The organism is Pseudomonas bharatica (assembly GCF_048586865.1).
Classification (GTDB): domain Bacteria; phylum Pseudomonadota; class Gammaproteobacteria; order Pseudomonadales; family Pseudomonadaceae; genus Aquipseudomonas; species Aquipseudomonas bharatica.
In genome coordinates this window covers 515,452-532,465 of the sequence record NZ_JBMAWR010000002.1, presented here as the reverse complement: position 1 = coordinate 532,465, position 17,014 = coordinate 515,452, and the positions used below count along the sequence as shown (strand labels likewise).

Sequence of the window (17,014 nt, the reverse complement as noted above, 5' to 3'; positions counted from 1 at the left end):
AATTGTAAATTAATTTTTGGAATTTCAATGAGTTCAATACCTGGCTATCTATATCGCATTGTAAAGTTTGAGCATGCAGTGGAGGTCTTGAAGGGAAGTTTGCATTTTTCACATCCATCTTCATGGGAGGATCCTTATGAGACTCATATAAAGCATGAGTACGATCATGCTATTTTCGCTCAATGTTGGTCAAGGGTGAGTGTTTCAGATGCGATGTGGCGGATCTACTCCCCAAATATGCTAGGTGTTAGGTTACGGACGACGAGGGAAGCGCTGATTTCTGCAATGCGGTCTTACACGCAAAATAATGCAGGATTCAAGAGGCGTCTTGCTGATGTTGTGTATCTATCGCCCTCTAAGTTTCGAAAGGAGGTTTCTGACTTAGAAGGCATTATGCAGGCGGAAGACTTTAGTAATCCTTCTACTGCGGCTGATATCTTGTGCGTTAAGCGGCGAGCTTTCAATTTCGAAAATGAGGTTCGAGCTATTCTCTACAATCCGGATGCGGAGCGTAAGGAAGGTGCAAAGGTTAAACCCATTAAAGTTACAGTCGATGGTCACTCTTTAATTGATTCTGTCATGTTTGATCCTAGGGCGCCGATAGAGTTGTGTGAGGCTATGACTAATTATTTTAGGGATGTTCTGCAGTTTAAAGGGGAAGTCGGCAGATCGAAGCTTTATACGTTGAAGTAAAGGTGGGTGGTGGCTGTTTAATTCATGCTGTGTTACTGTTGTTGTGAGCAGGCAAGATGTTTTTTTTCTTGTTTTTCAACAGTTTACTTATGGGGGTGAGGCGAATTTATTGATTTTTCCGTACAAGGTGATAAGAAATTATTTTATGGGGTGGATATTGAGTGGAGAATAAAAGTTTTCTATTGGCAGTTTGTGTGTGATCAATGATCGCTCCCTAGAGTGTTTGCACTTCCAGCGTGCCAGATATCGATAAGAAGACTACGAAGTGGGATTCAGTCTTTGTTCATACTGCTGAGCCTAAAGGCGAAGTCGCCTCAACAAGATGCAGCAAAGTCCTTAGCATCCTCATGTTTACCACCACGTCGCAGATCATCTCCTTGGGTGGCGCGTCGGGAGGGGCAGACAGATATGAGCTTTCGGAGGATCGCTATATGCAGATTTTTTTAGCGCTTGATCGTTTCTTCATGGGATAGCCCTGGTACGACGCAGAGCGTACCCAGTGGATTAGGTACGAGCTTTTTCAATGGTGAATCTCCATGCTGGTGGATGGATGCACCACAGATCGCGGCTAAACGAAGGGTGGCGACTGTGCGTGGGTTAGCAGATCGGAACATGGAAACCGGCGCACTTGAAGGTGCCCACACGTACAGCCGCCATGGCAGGCGTGCTGCTGCGCCCACATTACGGACTGCTATCCGTGTCGTCGATGAGCGAAGACCGACGCAGACTGACCGAAATGAGGACGGCGTAAAGTGAATGTTTTGTTGTGCAAGAAGGCCGCGAAGCTTGGCTCCGCGGCCTTTTTCATACCGCTACCGTTAGTGGCGACGCGGCCACCGCAAGCGCCAACAACGCCTTGGAAATCCTCATGTTCAGCACCGCATCACTGAGCATTTCCCGATGCCGTGCATCGGGCGGGTCGGGCAGATAGGCAGCTCTGAGTATCGCTCTGTTGAGATGTTCTGTAGCCCGCTTGATGGCTTCTTCATGAGAGAGCCCAGGACCTACGCAAAGAGTGGGTGGCGGATCGGGAACAAGCTTTTTCATCGTATTTCCTCAAGTAGTGAAGCGATTGAAAACCTGCTGTCAAACAGGAGGGTGGCAACTGTGCGCGGGTTGACAGACCAGGACTTGAGGACAACCTGGCGCGCACGAAGGCGCCCACACGCACAGCCGCCATAACGACTAGCGATCCTCAAGAAACCCGGCCTGTCACAACCGGTCGTTGTGTTCAACGACCGACGCAGACTAGGTGTGGATTTCTAGGAGCGCAACGGCTGATAAGGCAGAAAAGTATGCTTGGGAAATTGCCTACAAGAAAGTCGGAAATAGGCGAAGTTTCAGTGCTATACGTGACACGTGTCGTGGGAAATTGGCTTTTAAAACGAGAATGTTGGTCCGGCCAGGATCAGGTTTAGGTTGCGAAACTAAAAGGCCGCAGAGACAAACTCTACGGCCTTTTTTCATACCGCTACCGTCAACGGCGACTCCGCCACCGCAAGCGCCAACAACGCCTTGGAAATCCTCATATTCAGCAACGCATCACTGAGCATTTCCCTATGCCTCGCATCAGGCGGATCGGGCAGGTAGGCAGCCCTGAGTATCGCTCTATTGAGATGCTCCGCCGCGCGCTTGATGGCTTCTTCGTGTGAAAGGCCAGGCCCTACGCAAAGGGCGGCCGGTGGATCAGGTACCAGCTTTTTCATGGTGAAACTCCAATGTAGGGATCGGAGTCGCCACGCGGCGCTGCTAGACGAAGGGTGGCGACCGTACGTGAGTTAGCAGACCAGGACATTGGGAACCCGGCGCACCCGAAGGTGCCCACACGCACAGCCGCCATAACTGGTTGCTGGTGGTTACCAATGTCGGACTGCTAATCCGGTCGCCGAATTTGCGACGACCGTCGCAGACTAGGCACCGTTTCCACGGGACGCAACCACCAGGCGGGGTCGGGGAGTATGCTTGGGAAATTGCCTACAGGAAAGTCGGAAATCGAAGAAGTTTTGCCGCTAAATGCGACATCTTTAGCGATGCGAAACAGCCCGGGATATCAGCGGTTCAAAAAGCCCTCCGCCAGTTTCCCGGAGAACAACATTTCCACCGGGCCAGTCAGCATCACGGCGCCAACCCCATCCCACTGAACCGTGACACTCCCGCCATCACATTCGACCCGGACCACGTCATCCAGCAACCCACGGCGAATGCCATTCACCGCAGCGCCACACGAGCAGGAACCTGAACCCTGAGGCACACCTCCGCCTCGCTCCCAGATACGCAGACGAATGTGCTGTCGGTTGATGACCTGGACGAAGTGCACATTTGTCCTGGCGGGAAACAGCAGGTTCTTTTCCAGCGCTGGCCCAACGGCGGCAACGTCCACCGCCGCCAGGTCATCCACGAAATAGGTGCAGTGCGGGTTGCCCATGCTCACGGCGGCGGGATTGCCGGCAATGGGCAGGGAGGCGGTGTCCAGTTCTCGCGCCAAAGGGATTTCGGCCCAGTCGAGCATCGGTTGCCCCATGCTGACCGAGATCTCGCCGGTGGCGGTTCGCGTGCAGGTGAGGCGGCCACGGTTGGTTCGCAAGACTACGGACGAGGTGTCGCTTTCGCGCATGAGGATATCGGCGGCACCGCGGGTTGCGCTTCCGCAGGTGTCCAGGGGGGAGCCGTCGGCATTCCAGAACAGCAGCTGCGCATCGGCGTCATCACAGGCACGCAGTAGCGCCAGTTGATTGAAGCCGACACCCCGGTTGCGGTCACCCATTTTGCGGGCGAGGTGTTCGGTGATCGGGACTTGGGCGGTTCTGGCGTCGACGATTACAAAGTCGTCGCCGTTGGCGTGCATCTTGTAAAAACTCAGGGGCATTCGCTGAACCTGCATCAAGAGGAGGGGGAAACTCGGAAAAGCATCGTTGATGTCAGTGAGTCGGTGCAAGTCGCTTTGCTTGGCGGGCAACGTACCGCTGCCGTCCTCGCTTGAAATAACAAAGGGGTCGATCCATTTGCCGGCGGGACTGCGCAGCGGCAATGGATCTGCCCCTTTTCGTGCTTGTAAAGATGAAGCGCCCTCAAGATCAGATTTGCGCCTGGCCACCATCAACGAACAGTTCTGCCCCATTCACAAAGCTGGCATCGCTGGACGCCAGGAACAGTGCGGCCTTGGCGATTTCTTCCGGTTCGCCGACGCGACCCAGCGGGATCTGCGAAGCCAGGTAGTCCAGCAGGCCTTGCTGTTGCGCAGCATCGGGGCCGGCGAGTTCCACCAGGCCCGGGGTACGGGTGGCGCCCGGGCTGATGGTGTTGACCCGAACATTCCGGTCTTTCAGATCAAGAATCCAGTTGCGGGCAAAGGCTCGTACGGCGGCCTTGGACGCCGCGTACACGCTGAACGCCGGGGTGCCGGAACTGCCTGCGGTGGAACCGGTGAGAATCACCGAGGCATTTTGTGCCAACAGCGGCAGCGCCTGCTGCACGGTGAACAGCGTGCCCTTGACGTTGCGGTCGAAGGTGTCGTGGTAGTGCGCCTCGGTGATTTCGCCCAGCGGCAGCATCGAGCCGCCACCGGCATTGGCGAACAGCACGTCGATGCGACCGTGTTGCGCTTTTACCCGCTGGTAGAACGCGTCCAGTTGCTCCACCTTCGAGGAGTCGACCTGCACGCCGGTCGCGTTGCCGATCAGCGCCACGGCGGCGTCCAGTTCCGCCTGGCGACGGCCCGTGATGTAGACGGTTGCGCCTTCGCTGGCGAAGAGCTTTGCGGTGGCCAGGCCGATGCCGCTGGTGCCACCGGTGACGATTGCGATTTTGCCTTCAAGCTTGCCGTTCATGATGCTTCTCCAAGAGGGTGTTTGTTTCGGTGGGAGAAGCGTATCGACGATCAGATAAAACCAAAATAGAATCGTTTGAAACTCATCGTTGCAGAAATGAAATGAGCAAACTTCCGGATTTTGAAGGCCTGGCCATGTTCGCCAAGGTGGCTGAAGAAGGCTCGTTCGCGGCGGCGGCGCGGGTCATGGGCGTCTCGGTGCCGACGGTGTCACGTGCGGTTGCCCGCCTCGAAGAGCGCTTGGGCGGGCGGCTGTTCAACCGCACGTCACGGCAACTGTCGTTGACCGAGTTCGGGCATGGCATGGTCGGCAAGGCGAGCGAGATCTATCGACAGGCCGAGGAGGTCGAAGGGCAGGCCATGGAGCTGTCGGTGCAACCCCGCGGGCAGGTGCGGCTGGCGGTGCCGATGTCGTTCGGGTTGCGTTGGGTGGCGCCATTGCTGCCGAAATTGATCCGCCAGTACCCCGGGCTGTCCATCGACCTGCATCTCTCCGATGCCTCGGTAGACCTGGTTGCAGAAGGTTTCGACGCGGCACTGCGGATTGCCGCGTTGCCCGATTCCTCCCTGGTAGCCAGGCGCCTCTGCGCCGTCACGCAGGTGCTGGTGGCGGCGCCGGCCTATCTGCAGCGGCACGGTCATCCGCAACATCCAAGGGATCTGGCTGATGCCCCCTGTCTCAGCTACGCCTACCGCGCCCGGAGCCAGGTGTGGCGCTTTACTGACGCGTCGGGGAGGGAAGAAGACGTGTTGCCCACAGGGCCGCTGCGGGTCACCAACTCCGATGCGCTGTTGCCGGTCTTGCTCGAAGGGCTCGCCATCGCGGAACTGCCCGAGTTCATCGCCAGCGAGTACCTGGCCGATGGGCGTCTGGAGCGAATCCTTCCGCAGTGGAGCATGACGCGGGGAGGGTTGTACTTCGTCACGCCGTCTGCACGGACGCGGCCAGCGAAGATCAGGGCGCTGTCCGACTTTTTCCATGAGCATCTTTCCGCGCCTGCCTGGCGTTGCGCGGAGTAAAACGAGGGGCCGGTTTTCAGTTGAACAGCACGGGAAGCCGGACCGTTTCCCTTTTCAAAACGGAGAGGCAGGTAGAAGCTCGCCGAATTGCAGAATGCGCTCTGCAGTCAGCACGCCCATCATGATCAGGGCGAGAAACGTCAGGCTGCACAGCACCAGTGGCAGCTTGGTAAGCGCAAACCGAATGCCACCGAGAACACCGGGATACTGCTTCAGGTACGCCTTGGCGATTCGACGATAAGCGCCGCCCGAGAGAAACGCCCAGAGGAAGAACAAGGCCGTGACGATCATGGCGAAAGGTCGTGGGTCCTGGAATTGCAGGCAGGTCAGGCCGGCACTGATCGCGAACAGCGAGCCGACGTCCTGGGATGAGCGGAAGTAGCGTTCGGCGATGGCTTCGTCATCGGACTTGAAGATCATGCGGGGTCCTTAGGCTGTTGGCATGTGGATGAACAGTGGCGTGGCGAATCCGGCGGCGCACTCTCGCTCCTCATAGCTCGCCAATCCGGTCCAGCTCCCGTTTGAGCTGCTCTCGGTCAAGCCGGTCGAACGGCAACCCGAAGAAGGCCCGGCAGCGAACATCGATGCGGGCCAGCGTGGCGCGGAAAGCGGCATCGATCAGCGCCTCGTCCGCGTTGATATCCGAAGGATCCTCCAGCCCCCAGTGCGACTTCACGGCAGGCCCGAAATACACCGGGCAGGCTTCGCCGGCGGCCTTGTCGCAGACGGTAATCACGATGTCCGGCGGGTTGCCTTCGAACGCGTCGTTGCCCTTGCTGCTCAGGCCCGCAGTGGAAATACCGGCCTGGCGCAGCGCACCGAGCGTGCGGGGCAATACCTGCCCGCGGGGGAAGCTGCCCGAACTGATCGCCTCGAACCCCGGCGGCGCCAGGTGGTTGAACAGCGCTTCGCAGAGGATGCTGCGACAACTGTTGGCGGTGCACATGAACAAGACTCGCATGGGAAGCTCCTTCGCCTGGCGGCGGACGTCAGAGGCTCAGGCGCAGAGCCAGGGCCGAGAGGGTGACCAGCAATACCGGCAGTGTCAGCACAATGCCGACCCTGAAGTAGTAACCCCAGGTGATGCGCATGCCCTTGCGCTCCAGCACGTGGAGCCAGAGCAGCGTGGCGAGGCTGCCGATGGGGGTGATTTTCGGGCCGAGGTCGCAGCCGATGACGTTGGCGTAGATCATCGCTTCACGCACCACACCTTCTGCACCGCTGGCCTGGATCGACAGGGCGCCGACCAGCACGCTGGGCATGTTGTTCATTACCGAGGACAGCAGTGCGGAAATCACGCCGGTACCGAGCGTGGCGCTCCACAGCCCGTGTTCTGCAAGCCGGTCAAGAAGATGGGTGAGCAAATCGGTGAGACCGGCATTCTTCAGGCCGTACACCACCAGGTACATGCCGAGGGAGAACACCACTACCTGCCATGGTGCTTCGCGCAGCACCCGGCGGGTGGAGATGCGCCGGCCACGTGCTGCGACGGCGAAAAGGATCAGTGCGCAGAGCGCAGCCACGGCACTGATGGGGATGCCCAAGGGTTCAAGGACAAACAGGCCGGCCAGCAGCGCCAGCAGCACCCACCAACCGATGTTGAAGGTGTCGTGGTCGTGGATGGCTTCGCCGGGCTGTTTCAAGGCAGCAACCGGGTAATGCCTGGGGATATCGCGGCGGAAGAACAGGAACAGCACCAGCAGGGTGGTGGCCACGCTGGCCAGGTTCACCGGCAGCATGACCGAGGCGTACTCTGCGAAACCGAGGCTGAAGTAGTCGGCCGAGACGATGTTCACCAGGTTGGAAACCACCAGCGGCAGGCTTGCCGTGTCGGCAATGAAGCCGGCGGCCATCACGAACGCCAGGGTGGCTGGAGGCGAGAAGCGCAGTGCCAGGAGCATGGACATGACAATGGGCGTCAGTATCAGCGCCGCGCCATCGTTGGCGAACAGTGCCGATACGGCGGCGCCGAGCAGTATGCAGAAGGCGAACAGACGGTAGCCGCTGCCCTTCGCCCATCGTGCGACATGCAGCGCAGCCCATTCGAAGAAGCCGGCCTCGTCCAGCAGCAGGCTGATGACGATAACCGCAATGAACGTGGCGGTGGCGTTCCAAACGATGGCCCATACACTCGGGATGTCGTGCAGGGAAACCGTCCCTGCCGCCAGGGCAATGATCGCCCCCAGCGAGGCGCTCCAGCCCACACCGAGTCCTTTGGGCTGCCAGATGACCAGCACAAGGGTAAAAACGAAGACGGCAATGGCGACCAGCATTGAGGTTTCTCGCTTGGTGATCAGCAGCAGGCGGCATCACGGACGGGGCGACCGTCCATGTTCTTGAGTCGGAGGGCGTTATCGGCGAGCCACGACGTGTTGGCCTGCAAGGTCACCTGCAGCATTTCGTGCACCCAGGCCGGAAGCTCCGGGTTGAGGCGGTAATACACCCATTGCCCTTGCCGGCGGTCCAGCAACAGGCCGTTGCTGCGCAACTGGGCGAGGTGGCGGCTGATCTTGGGTTGGCTATCGTCCAGCGCGCACATCAGTTCGCACACACAAAGCTCGCCCAGGCTGGCGATCAACAGGGTCGCGCGAGCGCGGGTTTCGTCGGAGAGGCACTTGAAGACGTCGGGCGGGGAAATCATGGGGGCGCCTATACATATGGAAAATCGAATATACGTATTTCCATATGTTTCTGGCAAGACTGCTTTGACCGACCTCGCCAGCCACTAGCGTTTCAGCAACGACACCTTCATCAACCGCCGAAACGTCGGACACGCCAGGTGATCCTTCTCCGGACACTGCGCCGCATGCCGCAGCCCCTTGCTCATCGCCTGCAAGCGCTTGACCTGCGCATCGATCTCGTCGGCCCTGGCCACCAGCATGTGCCGGTCCACCTGCAGGTCCACCAGCATCGCGCCCACCTCATCCAGGGAAAAACCCGCCGCCTGGCCCAGGGCGATCAGGGCCAGGCGGTCTTCCACGTCCGCCGCGAACTGGCGCCGCTGGCCGTGGCCGGCGAGGGACTGGAGCAGGCCGATCTTCTGGTAGTAGCGCAGCGTCGAGGCTGGTACTCCGGTGCGTTTGGCGACGTCGGCAATGTCCATTGGCGAACCCTTGACTTGAAGTTGACTTCAACTTCTATCCTGCGCGGCATGTTTCGATTTCGTCAACGTGCCGAGGGGATTTGCCATGTTTTCCATTGTGTTGATCGGGGTGGGTGCCACGCTGGTCATGGACCTGTGGACGCTGTTGCTCAAGCGGCTTGGGGTCGCCACCCTGAATTACGCCATGCTCGGGCGCTGGGCCGGGCATTTGTTGAAGGGGCGCGTGCATCATCAGGGGATTGCCAAGAGTGAACCGGTGGCCCACGAACTGGCCTGGGGCTGGGTGCTGCATTATGCGATAGGGCTGCTGTTCGCGGCCGGGTTGGTGGGGCTGGTGGGAGAAGGGTGGTTGCGCCAGCCGACACTGGCTCCGGCCTTGCTCTTCGGGATTGCGACGGTGCTGGCGCCGTGGTGCGTGATGCAGCCGGCGATGGGGGCGGGGTTCTTTGCCAGTAAAACGCCGACGCCGTGGCGGAACCGGGGGCGGAGTTTGATGACGCATGTGGTGTTCGGCTGCGGGCTGTTCCTGGCCGCTTGGGCGGTTGCAGGCCTCCTCTAACTAAAGAGCACCGCGAACCCTGTGGGAGCGGGTTCACCCGCGATTGCTATTGTGAACCCACTATCGCAATCGCGGGTGAACCCGCTCCCACAGAGTACGCGTCGTGCTTTGGAAACTGTTCTCTGCGCGACAGCCCAGCCTGAAAGGCTGGGCGGACTCCCACAGGGTTCGCGGCGCTAATGAATGGCAGGATGCAATTTTGCCCCCGCTCCGCTAGCATTAGCGGTCTCTCCCCGCTCGTTCAGGTTGCGACGTTTTTCATGAGTTATCAGGTCCTTGCACGTAAATGGCGTCCGCGCTCGTTCCGCGAAATGGTCGGCCAGACCCACGTGCTCAAGGCCTTGATCAACGCACTCGATAACCAGCGCCTGCACCATGCCTATCTGTTCACCGGCACCCGCGGGGTCGGCAAGACCACCATCGCGCGGATCATCGCCAAGTGCGTGAACTGCGAAACCGGCATCACCTCGACCCCCTGCGGCACCTGCTCGGTGTGCCGGGAGATCGACGAGGGCCGCTTCGTCGACCTGATCGAGATCGACGCCGCGAGCCGGACCAAGGTCGAGGACACCCGCGAACTGCTGGATAACGTGCAGTACGCGCCGAGCCGCGGGCGCTTTAAGGTCTACCTGATCGACGAAGTGCACATGCTTTCCAGCCATTCCTTCAACGCCCTGCTGAAGACCCTGGAAGAGCCGCCGCCCTACGTCAAGTTCATCCTGGCCACCACCGACCCGCAGAAACTGCCGGCGACCATCCTGTCCCGCTGCCTGCAGTTCTCCCTGAAGAACATGACCCCCGAACGGGTGGTCGAGCACCTGAGCCATGTGCTCGGTGTGGAGAACGTGCCCTTCGAGGACGATGCCCTGTGGTTGCTCGGCCGCGCTGCCGACGGGTCGATGCGCGACGCCATGAGCCTGACCGACCAGGCCATCGCCTTTGGCGAGGGCAAGGTCCTGGCCGCCGATGTGCGGGCGATGCTCGGGACCCTCGACCATGGCCAGGTCTACGGCGTGCTCCAGGCCTTGCTGGAAGGCGATGCCCGGGCGCTGCTGGAGGCCGTGCGCCATCTGGCCGAGCAGGGGCCGGACTGGAACGGTGTGTTGTCGGAAATGCTCAACGTGCTGCACCGCGTGGCCATCGCCCAGGCGCTGCCCGAGGCGGTGGACAACGGCCAGGGCGACCGCGACAAGGTACTGGCGCTGGCCCAGGCCCTGCCGGCCGAGGATGTGCAGTTCTACTACCAGATGGGCCTGATCGGCCGGCGTGACCTGCCCCTGGCGCCGGATCCGCGTGGCGGCTTCGAGATGGTGTTGCTGCGCATGCTGGCGTTCCGTCCGGCCGACAGTGGCGATGCCCCGGGCACGACGCTAAAGCCAGTGGGGATCAGCCAGGCCACGACTGATTCCCCGGCACCGGTGGCCCCGGTTGCGATCGCCGCACCCGCCCCGGAGCCTGTCAGTGCTCCCGCTCCGGTCGTCGAGGCGGTGCTCGAGCCTGAGCCCGAGCCCGAGCCAGCGCCGCAACCCGAACCGCAACCCGAGCCCGTCGTCGCAGCCGAGCCCGAGCCGGAAATCGAGGAAGTCACCGACCTGCCCTGGGAAGACCCGATTCCCGAGCCTGTCGCTGCACCTGAACCCGAGCCAGCCCCGGCCCCTGTCGCCGCCGCACTGCCTGTCGCCCCGCGCGAAGAACCGCCCCACGACGACCAGGCCTACGCCCCCGCCGGCATGGACCGCGACGACGAGCCGCCGCCGGACGACGATTACTACATGGGCGAAGTGGACCCGGCCGGCTACAGCTACCTGGACGAACTGGCCACCGAGCACGCCGCCGAACTCAGCGCCGAGCCGGCCCCGGAGCCGGAGCCCGAGCCCGCTGCGCAACCGGCCACGGGCCTGGCCTTGCAATGGCTGGAGCTGTTCCCGCACCTGCCGATTTCCGGCATGACCGGGAGCATCGCGGCCAACTGCACCCTGGTCAGCGCCGAAGGCGACAACTGGCTGCTGCACCTGGACCCGAACCACAGTGCCCTGTTCAACGCCACCCAGCAGCGCCGCCTGAACGAGGCGCTGAACCAGCACCTGGGCCGCACCCTGAACCTGAGCATCGAACTGATCCGCCCCGAGCAGGAAACCCCGGCCCAGGCCGCGGCACGCAAGCGCGCCAACCGCCAGCGCGAGGCCGAGCAGTCGATCGAGAACGACCCGTTCATCCAGCAGATGATCCAGAAGTTCGGTGCCAGCGTGCGCCACGATACTATTGAACCTGTCGACGCCGTGGTGACCCAAGGCGAATAACCCCTATCCAGCGCCGCGCCCGGTGCGCGGTGAGTCATACAACTACCGAGGTGATTTCTCATGATGAAAGGTGGCATGGCCGGCCTGATGAAGCAGGCGCAGCAGATGCAGGAAAAGATGGCCAAGATGCAGGAAGAACTGGCCAACGCCGAAGTGACCGGTCAATCCGGCGCCGGCCTGGTCAGCGTGGTCATGACCGGTCGTCATGACGTCAAGCGCATCAGCCTGGACGACAGCCTGATGCAGGAAGACAAGGAAGTGCTGGAAGACCTGATCGCCGCCGCCGTGAACGACGCCGTGCGCAAGGTCGAGCAGAACAGCCAGGACAAGATGAGCGGCATGACTGCCGGGATGCAGTTGCCTCCTGGTTTCAAGATGCCCTTCTAAGACGGCATCCGCTGTACCCACGGTGGGAGCACGGCCTTGAGGTCGTCGCTCCCACCGTCGTTTCTCCCATTCGATGATTTGCCGGGCCTTTTACCATGAGCTTCAGTCCCCTGATTCGCCAGTTGATCGACGCCTTGCGCACCCTGCCGGGCGTGGGCCAGAAAACCGCCCAGCGCATGGCCTTGCAACTGCTGGAGCGCGACCGCAGCGGCGGTACGCGCCTGGCCGAGGCGTTGACCAAGGCCATGGAAGGGGTCGGCCATTGCCGTCAGTGCCGCACCCTGACCGAGCAGGAGTTGTGCCCGCAATGCGCTGATCCGCGCCGTGACGACACGCTGCTGTGCGTGGTGGAAGGGCCGATGGACGTCTACGCGGTGGAGCAGACCGGCTATCGCGGGCGTTATTTCGTGCTCAAGGGGCATCTGTCGCCGCTGGATGGCCTGGGGCCGGAGGCGATCGGCATTCCGCAGTTGATGGCGCGGATCGAGGAGCAGGGCACCTTTACCGAGGTGATCCTGGCGACCAACCCGACGGTGGAAGGCGAGGCGACGGCGCATTACATCGCCCAGCTGCTGGCGGACAAGGGCCTGGTGGCCTCGCGGATCGCCCATGGGGTACCGCTGGGCGGGGAGCTGGAGCTGGTGGATGGTGGGACGCTGGCTCACTCGTTTGCCGGGCGCAAACCGATTTCCCTCTGAGCATTGTGTTGTTGCTGAGGGCCCCATCGCCGGCAATGCCGGCTCCCACAAGGTTCAGTGTCAACCTCGATACCTGTGGGAGCCGGCGTTGCCGGCGATAGGGCCCTCAAGCCGGTCAGTATTCGCTGAGCGAAAACTCGGTCAGGCAGAACGTCTCCACCTGCGCTTCGCGCAGCTTCTGCGAGCCGCCCAGCTCCGGCAGGTCGATGATCGCCGCCGCTTCATACACCGCAGCGCCCATGCGCCGCACCAGGCTCGCGGCCGCCAGCAAGGTCCCGCCGGTGGCGATCAGGTCGTCGAAGATCAGTACCTTGTCGCCTTCGCACAGGCTGTCGGCATGCACTTCAAGGAAGGCTTCGCCGTATTCGGTCTGGTAGCCCTGGCTGATGACGTCGGCCGGCAGCTTGCCCTGCTTGCGGAACAGGATCAGCGGCTTGTTCAGTTCATGGGCGATGATCGAGCCGATCAGGAAGCCACGGGCGTCCATGGCGCCGATATGGCTGAAGTCGGCCTCGACATACCGCTCGATGAATTGGTCCATGACATGGCGCAGCCCGCGGGGCGACTGGAACAGCGGGGTGATGTCGCGGAAGATCACGCCGGGCTTGGGGAAGTCCACGACCGGGCGGATGAGGGATTTGAGGTCAAAGCTGTCGCTGGGCATGGAACGGGTATCCTGATGGGCAAAACGCCCGCCAGTATACCCGTTCGCGCGAGGAATCAGGCTTCCAGTGCGCCACCGGCCAGCGCGCAGAGCTGGATCGGGTCGAGGATGCGCACTTCCTTGCCTTCGGCCTCGATCAGGCCGTTCTGCTGGAAGCGGGTGAACACGCGGGATACGGTTTCCACCGCCAGGCCCAGGTAATTGCCGATTTCGTTGCGCGACATGCTCAGGCGGAACTGGTTGGCCGAATAACCCCGGGCGCGGAAGCGTGCGGAGAGGTTGACCAGGAAGGTGGCGATGCGTTCGTCGGCGGTTTTCTTCGAGAGCAGCAGCATCATCTGCTGGTCGTCGCGAATCTCCCGGCTCATCACCCGCATCAACTGGCGACGCAGTTGCGGCAGTTGCACCGACAGCTCGTCCAGGCGCTCGAACGGAATCTCGCACACCGAGGTGGTTTCCTGGGCCTGGGCCGAGACCGGATAGGCTTCGGTGTCCATGCCGGACAGCCCGACCAGTTCGCTGGGCAGGTGGAAGCCGGTGATCTGCTCTTCGCCGCCATCGCTGAGGCTGAAGGTTTTCAGGGCGCCGGAGCGCACCGCGTAGACAGAGCCGAAGTTGTCACCCTGCCGGAACAGAAACTCGCCTTTCTTCAGGGGTCGCCCGCGTTTGACGATTTCATCCAGTGCGTCCATGTCTTCCAGGTTCAGCGACAACGGCAGGCACAGGGGCGCCAGGCTGCAATCCTTGCAATGAGCCTGGTTGTGAGGGCGCAGTTTAACTGGCTCAGACATTTCATCGATCCTTGTGGGAAAGCACACATAGAATGCAAGGGTAACCCAGCCGGGCTACTGTAGGCCAGCTTGCTCTGTTTTGGTGCGCCTTCCGCTCAAGTTCGCGGCTTTGCCGCCGATACCCCTTCATGGATCTTTTTCCCCAGGCAGGCCGCGCCATGCTGACCGTCGATATCAAGAGCACTCGCCAGGCAATCCTCGCCAATCAGGTGCAAACCTCCGCCAAACAGGCTGAAGAGGCGCGCCAGAGCGGTTCCGCGCCGTCCGAGGGGATCAAGGTCGACCTCTCCCTCAAGGGCCTGGAAGTCGCCAGCAAACAGCAGGGCGACGCCGATATCGACGAAAGCGTGCTGCCCGAGTCCGTTCGTCAGTTGCTCAAGATGATCCGCAAACTGCAAAGGGAACTGGCCGAGGCCAACCGCCAGCTCCAGGCGTTGATGCGCGATCGTTCCCTCGATCCGGTTGAAATGCAGAAAAAGACCGCCGCCTTGCAGGCCCGGGTCAGCGCCTTGTCCGCGTCGTTGAACACCGTCAATTTCGGACTGGTCCGGGCCATGAGCCAGGCCGATCTGACACCGGACCAGGTCGGCAAGGCCATGAAGCTGCTGGTCTAGATCACCCGCGAGAAGCGCTGGCGGTTGCTCAGGTCCAGATACGCGTCGAACACCATGCACACCGAGCGCACCAGCAGGCGGCCGGCCGGCAGCACGCTGATGCCGTCGCTGCGCAGTTCGATCAGACCGTCCTTGGCCATCACTTTCAATGCCGGCCATAGCTCCTTGAAGTAGCCGTGGAAGTCGATGGTGAACGCCTGTTCGATACGCTCGAAATCCAGCTCGAAATGGCAGATCAGGTCCTGGATCACGGCCCGGCGCACGCGGTCGTCCTGGTTGCAGATCAGCCCGCGACGGGTCGCCAGTTGCGCGGCGTCGAGGGCGTTCTGGTAGTCGGCCAGGTCGCTGCTGTTCTGGCAGTACAGGTCGCCGATCTGGCTGATGGACGACACGCCCAGGCCGATCAGGTCGCAGTGGCCGTGGGTGGTGTAGCCCTGGAAATTGCGTTGCAGGGTGCCTTCTTCCTGGGCGATGGCCAGTTCGTCGTCGGGCAGGGCGAAATGGTCCATGCCGATGTAGCGGTAGCCGGCGCCGGTCAGTTGCTCGATGGTGCGATGGAGCATTTCCAGCTTGGCCGCCGGTGCCGGCAGGTCGCTGCTGTCGATGCGCCGCTGGGGCATGAAGCGCTCCGGCAGGTGGGCATAGTTGAACACCGACAGGCGGTCGGGCTGCAGCTTGATCACTTCCTCGACGGTGCGGGCGAAGCCTTCCGGGGTCTGCTTGGGCAGGCCGTAGATCAGGTCGAGGTTGATCGAGCGGAATTGCAGGGTGCGTGCCGCTTCGATGATGGTGCGGGTCTGCTCCAGGCTCTGCAGGCGGTTGATCGCCCGCTGCACGGCCGGGTCGAGGTCCTGCACGCCGAGGCTGACGCGGTTGAAGCCCAGTTCGCGGAGCAGGCCCATGGTCGACCAGTCGGCCTCGCGCGGGTCGATCTCGATGCCGTAGTCGCCGGAATCATCGTCCAGCAGGTTGAAGTGCTGGCGCAGGTGGGCCATCAGTTCGCGCAGTTCAACGTGGCTGAGGAAGGTCGGGGTGCCGCCGCCGAAGTGCAACTGCTCCACGGTCTGTCCCGGGTCGAGGTGGCAGGCGATCAGCTGGATTTCCTGCTCCAGGCGTTGCAGGTAGGGCTGGGCGCGGGCGCGGTCCTTGGTGATGACCTTGTTGCAGGCGCAGTAGTAGCAGATGTTGGCGCAGAACGGCACATGAACGTACAGGGACAGCGGACGCGCCGCGCGACGGCTGTCGCGCAGGGCATGGAGCAGGTCGAAGGAGCCGATCTCGCTGTGCAGTTGCACTGCGGTCGGGTAGGAGGTGTAGCGCGGGCCGGCCAGATCGTAGCGGCGGATCAGGTCAGAGTCCCATTGGAGGGCGTCGTACATGGTGGCAGTCCCAGGAATTACGGCAGTGTCCGGAGTCTAGGGAGCGCCACGTACATCGGTGTTGATTTGCATCAAGCCCGCTTCAGTGGCCCATGAGCCAGTGCTGGTGCGGGCCGGGCAGGGTCCACAGGCCGAACAGGATCACCAGCAGGCCACCGGCGATGCGCACCCCGCGCTGGCGCAACAGGGCGTTGCTACGCTCGGCGACCAGGCCGGTGGCGAGCAGGACCGGCCAGGTGCCGACGCCGAACGCCAGCATCAGCAGGGCGCTGTTGATGGCGCTGTCCTGGCTGGCGGCCCAGAGCAGGGTGCTGTAGACCAGGCCGCAGGGCAGCCAGCCCCACAGGGCGCCCAGCAGCAGGGCGCGGGGCAGGCTGGACACCGGCAGCAGGCGCGTCGCCACTGGCTGGATATGCCGCCATAGGCCACGCCCCAGGGCTTCCACGCGGGTCAGGCCGCTCCACCAGCCGGCCAGGTACAGGCCCATGGCGATCAACAGCAGCGCGGCGAGCACGCGCATCGCCGTGGCCAGCGGGCTGCCGGCCAGGGCCCAGCCGGCCAGGCCCAGCAGCAGGCCGGCGCTGGCGTAGCTGAGCACGCGGCCCAGGTTGTAGGCGATCAGCAGGCGCAGGCGGCGGCCGCGCTGTTCGGGCGGGATGGCCAGGGTCAGGGCGCCCATCAGGCCGCCGCACATGCCCAGGCAATGGCCGCCGCCGAGCAGGCCGAGGATCAGGGCAGAGCCGAGCAGGGGAAGCAGTTCAACCACGGGCAGGCGGCTCCGGCTTGTCGTCCGTGGCGGCTTGCTCGCCTTTTACCGCGGCTTGGTGCTTGGGGTCCTGGTCATCGAACAGGATGCTGTGGGCCGGGCCGTCGAGGTCTTCGTACTGGCCGCTGTCCACCGCCCAGAAGAAGATGTACACGGCGATGCCGACCAGGACCAGGGCGGCGGGAATCATCACGTAGAGTGCGGGCATGGCAGT

At 62.0% G+C, this 17,014-nt stretch carries 21 protein-coding genes; 7 read left to right on the top strand and 14 right to left on the bottom strand.

All coding sequences use genetic code 11. The features are described 5' to 3' along the window. Positions 1 to 27 precede the first annotated feature (27 nt). A complete protein-coding gene (locus ACKLLE_RS04980; RefSeq protein WP_420057049.1) occupies positions 28 to 693 on the top strand; it encodes a DUF2971 domain-containing protein in 666 nt (221 codons plus the stop codon). 804 nt (positions 694 to 1,497) lie between these two features. Here the strand turns inward: ACKLLE_RS04980 and ACKLLE_RS04975 are convergent. The 4 genes from ACKLLE_RS04975 to ACKLLE_RS04960 form a co-directional block, all read right to left on the bottom strand. Then, positions 1,498 to 1,740, bottom strand: coding sequence for a hypothetical protein (locus tag ACKLLE_RS04975; protein ID WP_420057048.1), 243 nt, complete (start codon positions 1,738 to 1,740; stop codon positions 1,498 to 1,500). 416 nt (positions 1,741 to 2,156) lie between these two features. After that, the gene (locus ACKLLE_RS04970) at positions 2,157 to 2,399 is read right to left on the bottom strand and encodes a hypothetical protein (protein ID WP_420057047.1); all 243 of its coding nucleotides are present in this window, start codon (positions 2,397 to 2,399) and stop codon (positions 2,157 to 2,159) included. 344 nt (positions 2,400 to 2,743) lie between these two features. Next, a complete protein-coding gene (gene dapF / locus ACKLLE_RS04965; protein ID WP_420057066.1) occupies positions 2,744 to 3,559 on the bottom strand; it encodes a diaminopimelate epimerase in 816 nt (271 codons plus the stop codon). Between the two features lie 208 nt (positions 3,560 to 3,767). Then, positions 3,768 to 4,520: an SDR family NAD(P)-dependent oxidoreductase gene (locus tag ACKLLE_RS04960; protein ID WP_420057046.1), complete on the bottom strand. Its 753-nt coding sequence runs from the start codon at positions 4,518 to 4,520 to the stop codon at positions 3,768 to 3,770. 101 nt (positions 4,521 to 4,621) lie between these two features. Here ACKLLE_RS04960 and ACKLLE_RS04955 point away from each other — a divergent pair, with 101 nt between their 5' ends. Further along, positions 4,622 to 5,539, top strand: a complete 918-nt coding sequence (locus ACKLLE_RS04955; protein ID WP_420057045.1) for a LysR family transcriptional regulator — start codon at positions 4,622 to 4,624, stop codon at positions 5,537 to 5,539. Positions 5,540 to 5,593: 54 nt separating this feature from the next. On the opposite strand, the gene ACKLLE_RS04950 is transcribed toward ACKLLE_RS04955, so the two are convergent. From ACKLLE_RS04950 to ACKLLE_RS04930, 5 genes are all read right to left on the bottom strand, one after another. Continuing rightward, positions 5,594 to 5,959, bottom strand: a complete 366-nt coding sequence (locus ACKLLE_RS04950) for a hypothetical protein (RefSeq protein ID WP_420057044.1) — start codon at positions 5,957 to 5,959, stop codon at positions 5,594 to 5,596. 70 nt (positions 5,960 to 6,029) lie between these two features. After that, positions 6,030 to 6,500, bottom strand: a complete 471-nt coding sequence (locus ACKLLE_RS04945) for an arsenate reductase ArsC (protein WP_420057043.1) — start codon at positions 6,498 to 6,500, stop codon at positions 6,030 to 6,032. Positions 6,501 to 6,528: 28 nt separating this feature from the next. Continuing rightward, on the bottom strand, positions 6,529 to 7,812 hold the full coding sequence (locus tag ACKLLE_RS04940; RefSeq protein WP_420057042.1) for an arsenic transporter: 1,284 nt from the start codon (positions 7,810 to 7,812) through the stop codon (positions 6,529 to 6,531). Positions 7,813 to 7,832: 20 nt separating this feature from the next. Beyond that, positions 7,833 to 8,180: a metalloregulator ArsR/SmtB family transcription factor gene (locus ACKLLE_RS04935; protein WP_064301853.1), complete on the bottom strand. Its 348-nt coding sequence runs from the start codon at positions 8,178 to 8,180 to the stop codon at positions 7,833 to 7,835. A gap of 84 nt (positions 8,181 to 8,264) precedes the next feature. Continuing rightward, a complete protein-coding gene (locus ACKLLE_RS04930) occupies positions 8,265 to 8,642 on the bottom strand; it encodes a helix-turn-helix domain-containing protein (RefSeq protein WP_064301852.1) in 378 nt (125 codons plus the stop codon). Between the two features lie 85 nt (positions 8,643 to 8,727). Between ACKLLE_RS04930 and ACKLLE_RS04925 the strand changes: the two genes are divergently transcribed. From ACKLLE_RS04925 to recR, 4 genes are all read left to right on the top strand, one after another. Beyond that, positions 8,728 to 9,201 (top strand): DUF2938 domain-containing protein, encoded by a 474-nt coding sequence (locus ACKLLE_RS04925; protein ID WP_420057041.1) that lies wholly within the window; start codon positions 8,728 to 8,730, stop codon positions 9,199 to 9,201. A 260-nt stretch (positions 9,202 to 9,461) separates the two neighbouring features. Next, positions 9,462 to 11,501: a DNA polymerase III subunit gamma/tau gene (dnaX, locus tag ACKLLE_RS04920; RefSeq protein ID WP_420057040.1), complete on the top strand. Its 2,040-nt coding sequence runs from the start codon at positions 9,462 to 9,464 to the stop codon at positions 11,499 to 11,501. Between the two features lie 60 nt (positions 11,502 to 11,561). Continuing rightward, positions 11,562 to 11,888, top strand: a complete 327-nt coding sequence (locus ACKLLE_RS04915) for a YbaB/EbfC family nucleoid-associated protein (protein WP_009396198.1) — start codon at positions 11,562 to 11,564, stop codon at positions 11,886 to 11,888. A 95-nt stretch (positions 11,889 to 11,983) separates the two neighbouring features. Continuing rightward, on the top strand, positions 11,984 to 12,586 hold the full coding sequence (gene recR / locus ACKLLE_RS04910) for a recombination mediator RecR (protein WP_009396200.1): 603 nt from the start codon (positions 11,984 to 11,986) through the stop codon (positions 12,584 to 12,586). A 115-nt stretch (positions 12,587 to 12,701) separates the two neighbouring features. Here the strand turns inward: recR and ACKLLE_RS04905 are convergent, their stop codons facing one another. Both ACKLLE_RS04905 and fnrA read right to left on the bottom strand, forming a co-directional pair. Beyond that, a complete protein-coding gene (locus ACKLLE_RS04905) occupies positions 12,702 to 13,250 on the bottom strand; it encodes an adenine phosphoribosyltransferase (RefSeq protein ID WP_009396202.1) in 549 nt (182 codons plus the stop codon). Between the two features lie 56 nt (positions 13,251 to 13,306). Further along, entirely contained in the window at positions 13,307 to 14,041 is a 735-nt protein-coding gene (gene fnrA / locus ACKLLE_RS04900) for a Crp/Fnr family transcriptional regulator FnrA (RefSeq protein WP_009396203.1), read from the bottom strand. Between the two features lie 128 nt (positions 14,042 to 14,169). On the opposite strand from fnrA, the gene ACKLLE_RS04895 reads away from it, so the two are divergent. Continuing rightward, positions 14,170 to 14,655, top strand: coding sequence for a hypothetical protein (locus tag ACKLLE_RS04895; RefSeq protein WP_420057039.1), 486 nt, complete (start codon positions 14,170 to 14,172; stop codon positions 14,653 to 14,655). Here the strand turns inward: ACKLLE_RS04895 and hemN are convergent. The 3 genes from hemN to ccoS form a co-directional block, all read right to left on the bottom strand. After that, complete coding sequence (gene hemN / locus ACKLLE_RS04890; protein ID WP_009396205.1) at positions 14,652 to 16,034, bottom strand: oxygen-independent coproporphyrinogen III oxidase; 1,383 nt, start codon at positions 16,032 to 16,034, stop codon at positions 14,652 to 14,654. The genes ACKLLE_RS04895 and hemN overlap by 4 nt on opposite strands. A gap of 82 nt (positions 16,035 to 16,116) precedes the next feature. After that, a complete protein-coding gene (locus ACKLLE_RS04885) occupies positions 16,117 to 16,800 on the bottom strand; it encodes a sulfite exporter TauE/SafE family protein (protein ID WP_420057038.1) in 684 nt (227 codons plus the stop codon). Then, complete coding sequence (gene ccoS, locus ACKLLE_RS04880; RefSeq protein WP_064301847.1) at positions 16,793 to 17,008, bottom strand: cbb3-type cytochrome oxidase assembly protein CcoS; 216 nt, start codon at positions 17,006 to 17,008, stop codon at positions 16,793 to 16,795. The genes ACKLLE_RS04885 and ccoS overlap by 8 nt, the downstream gene beginning before the upstream one ends. Between the last annotated feature and the right edge of the window lie 6 nt (positions 17,009 to 17,014).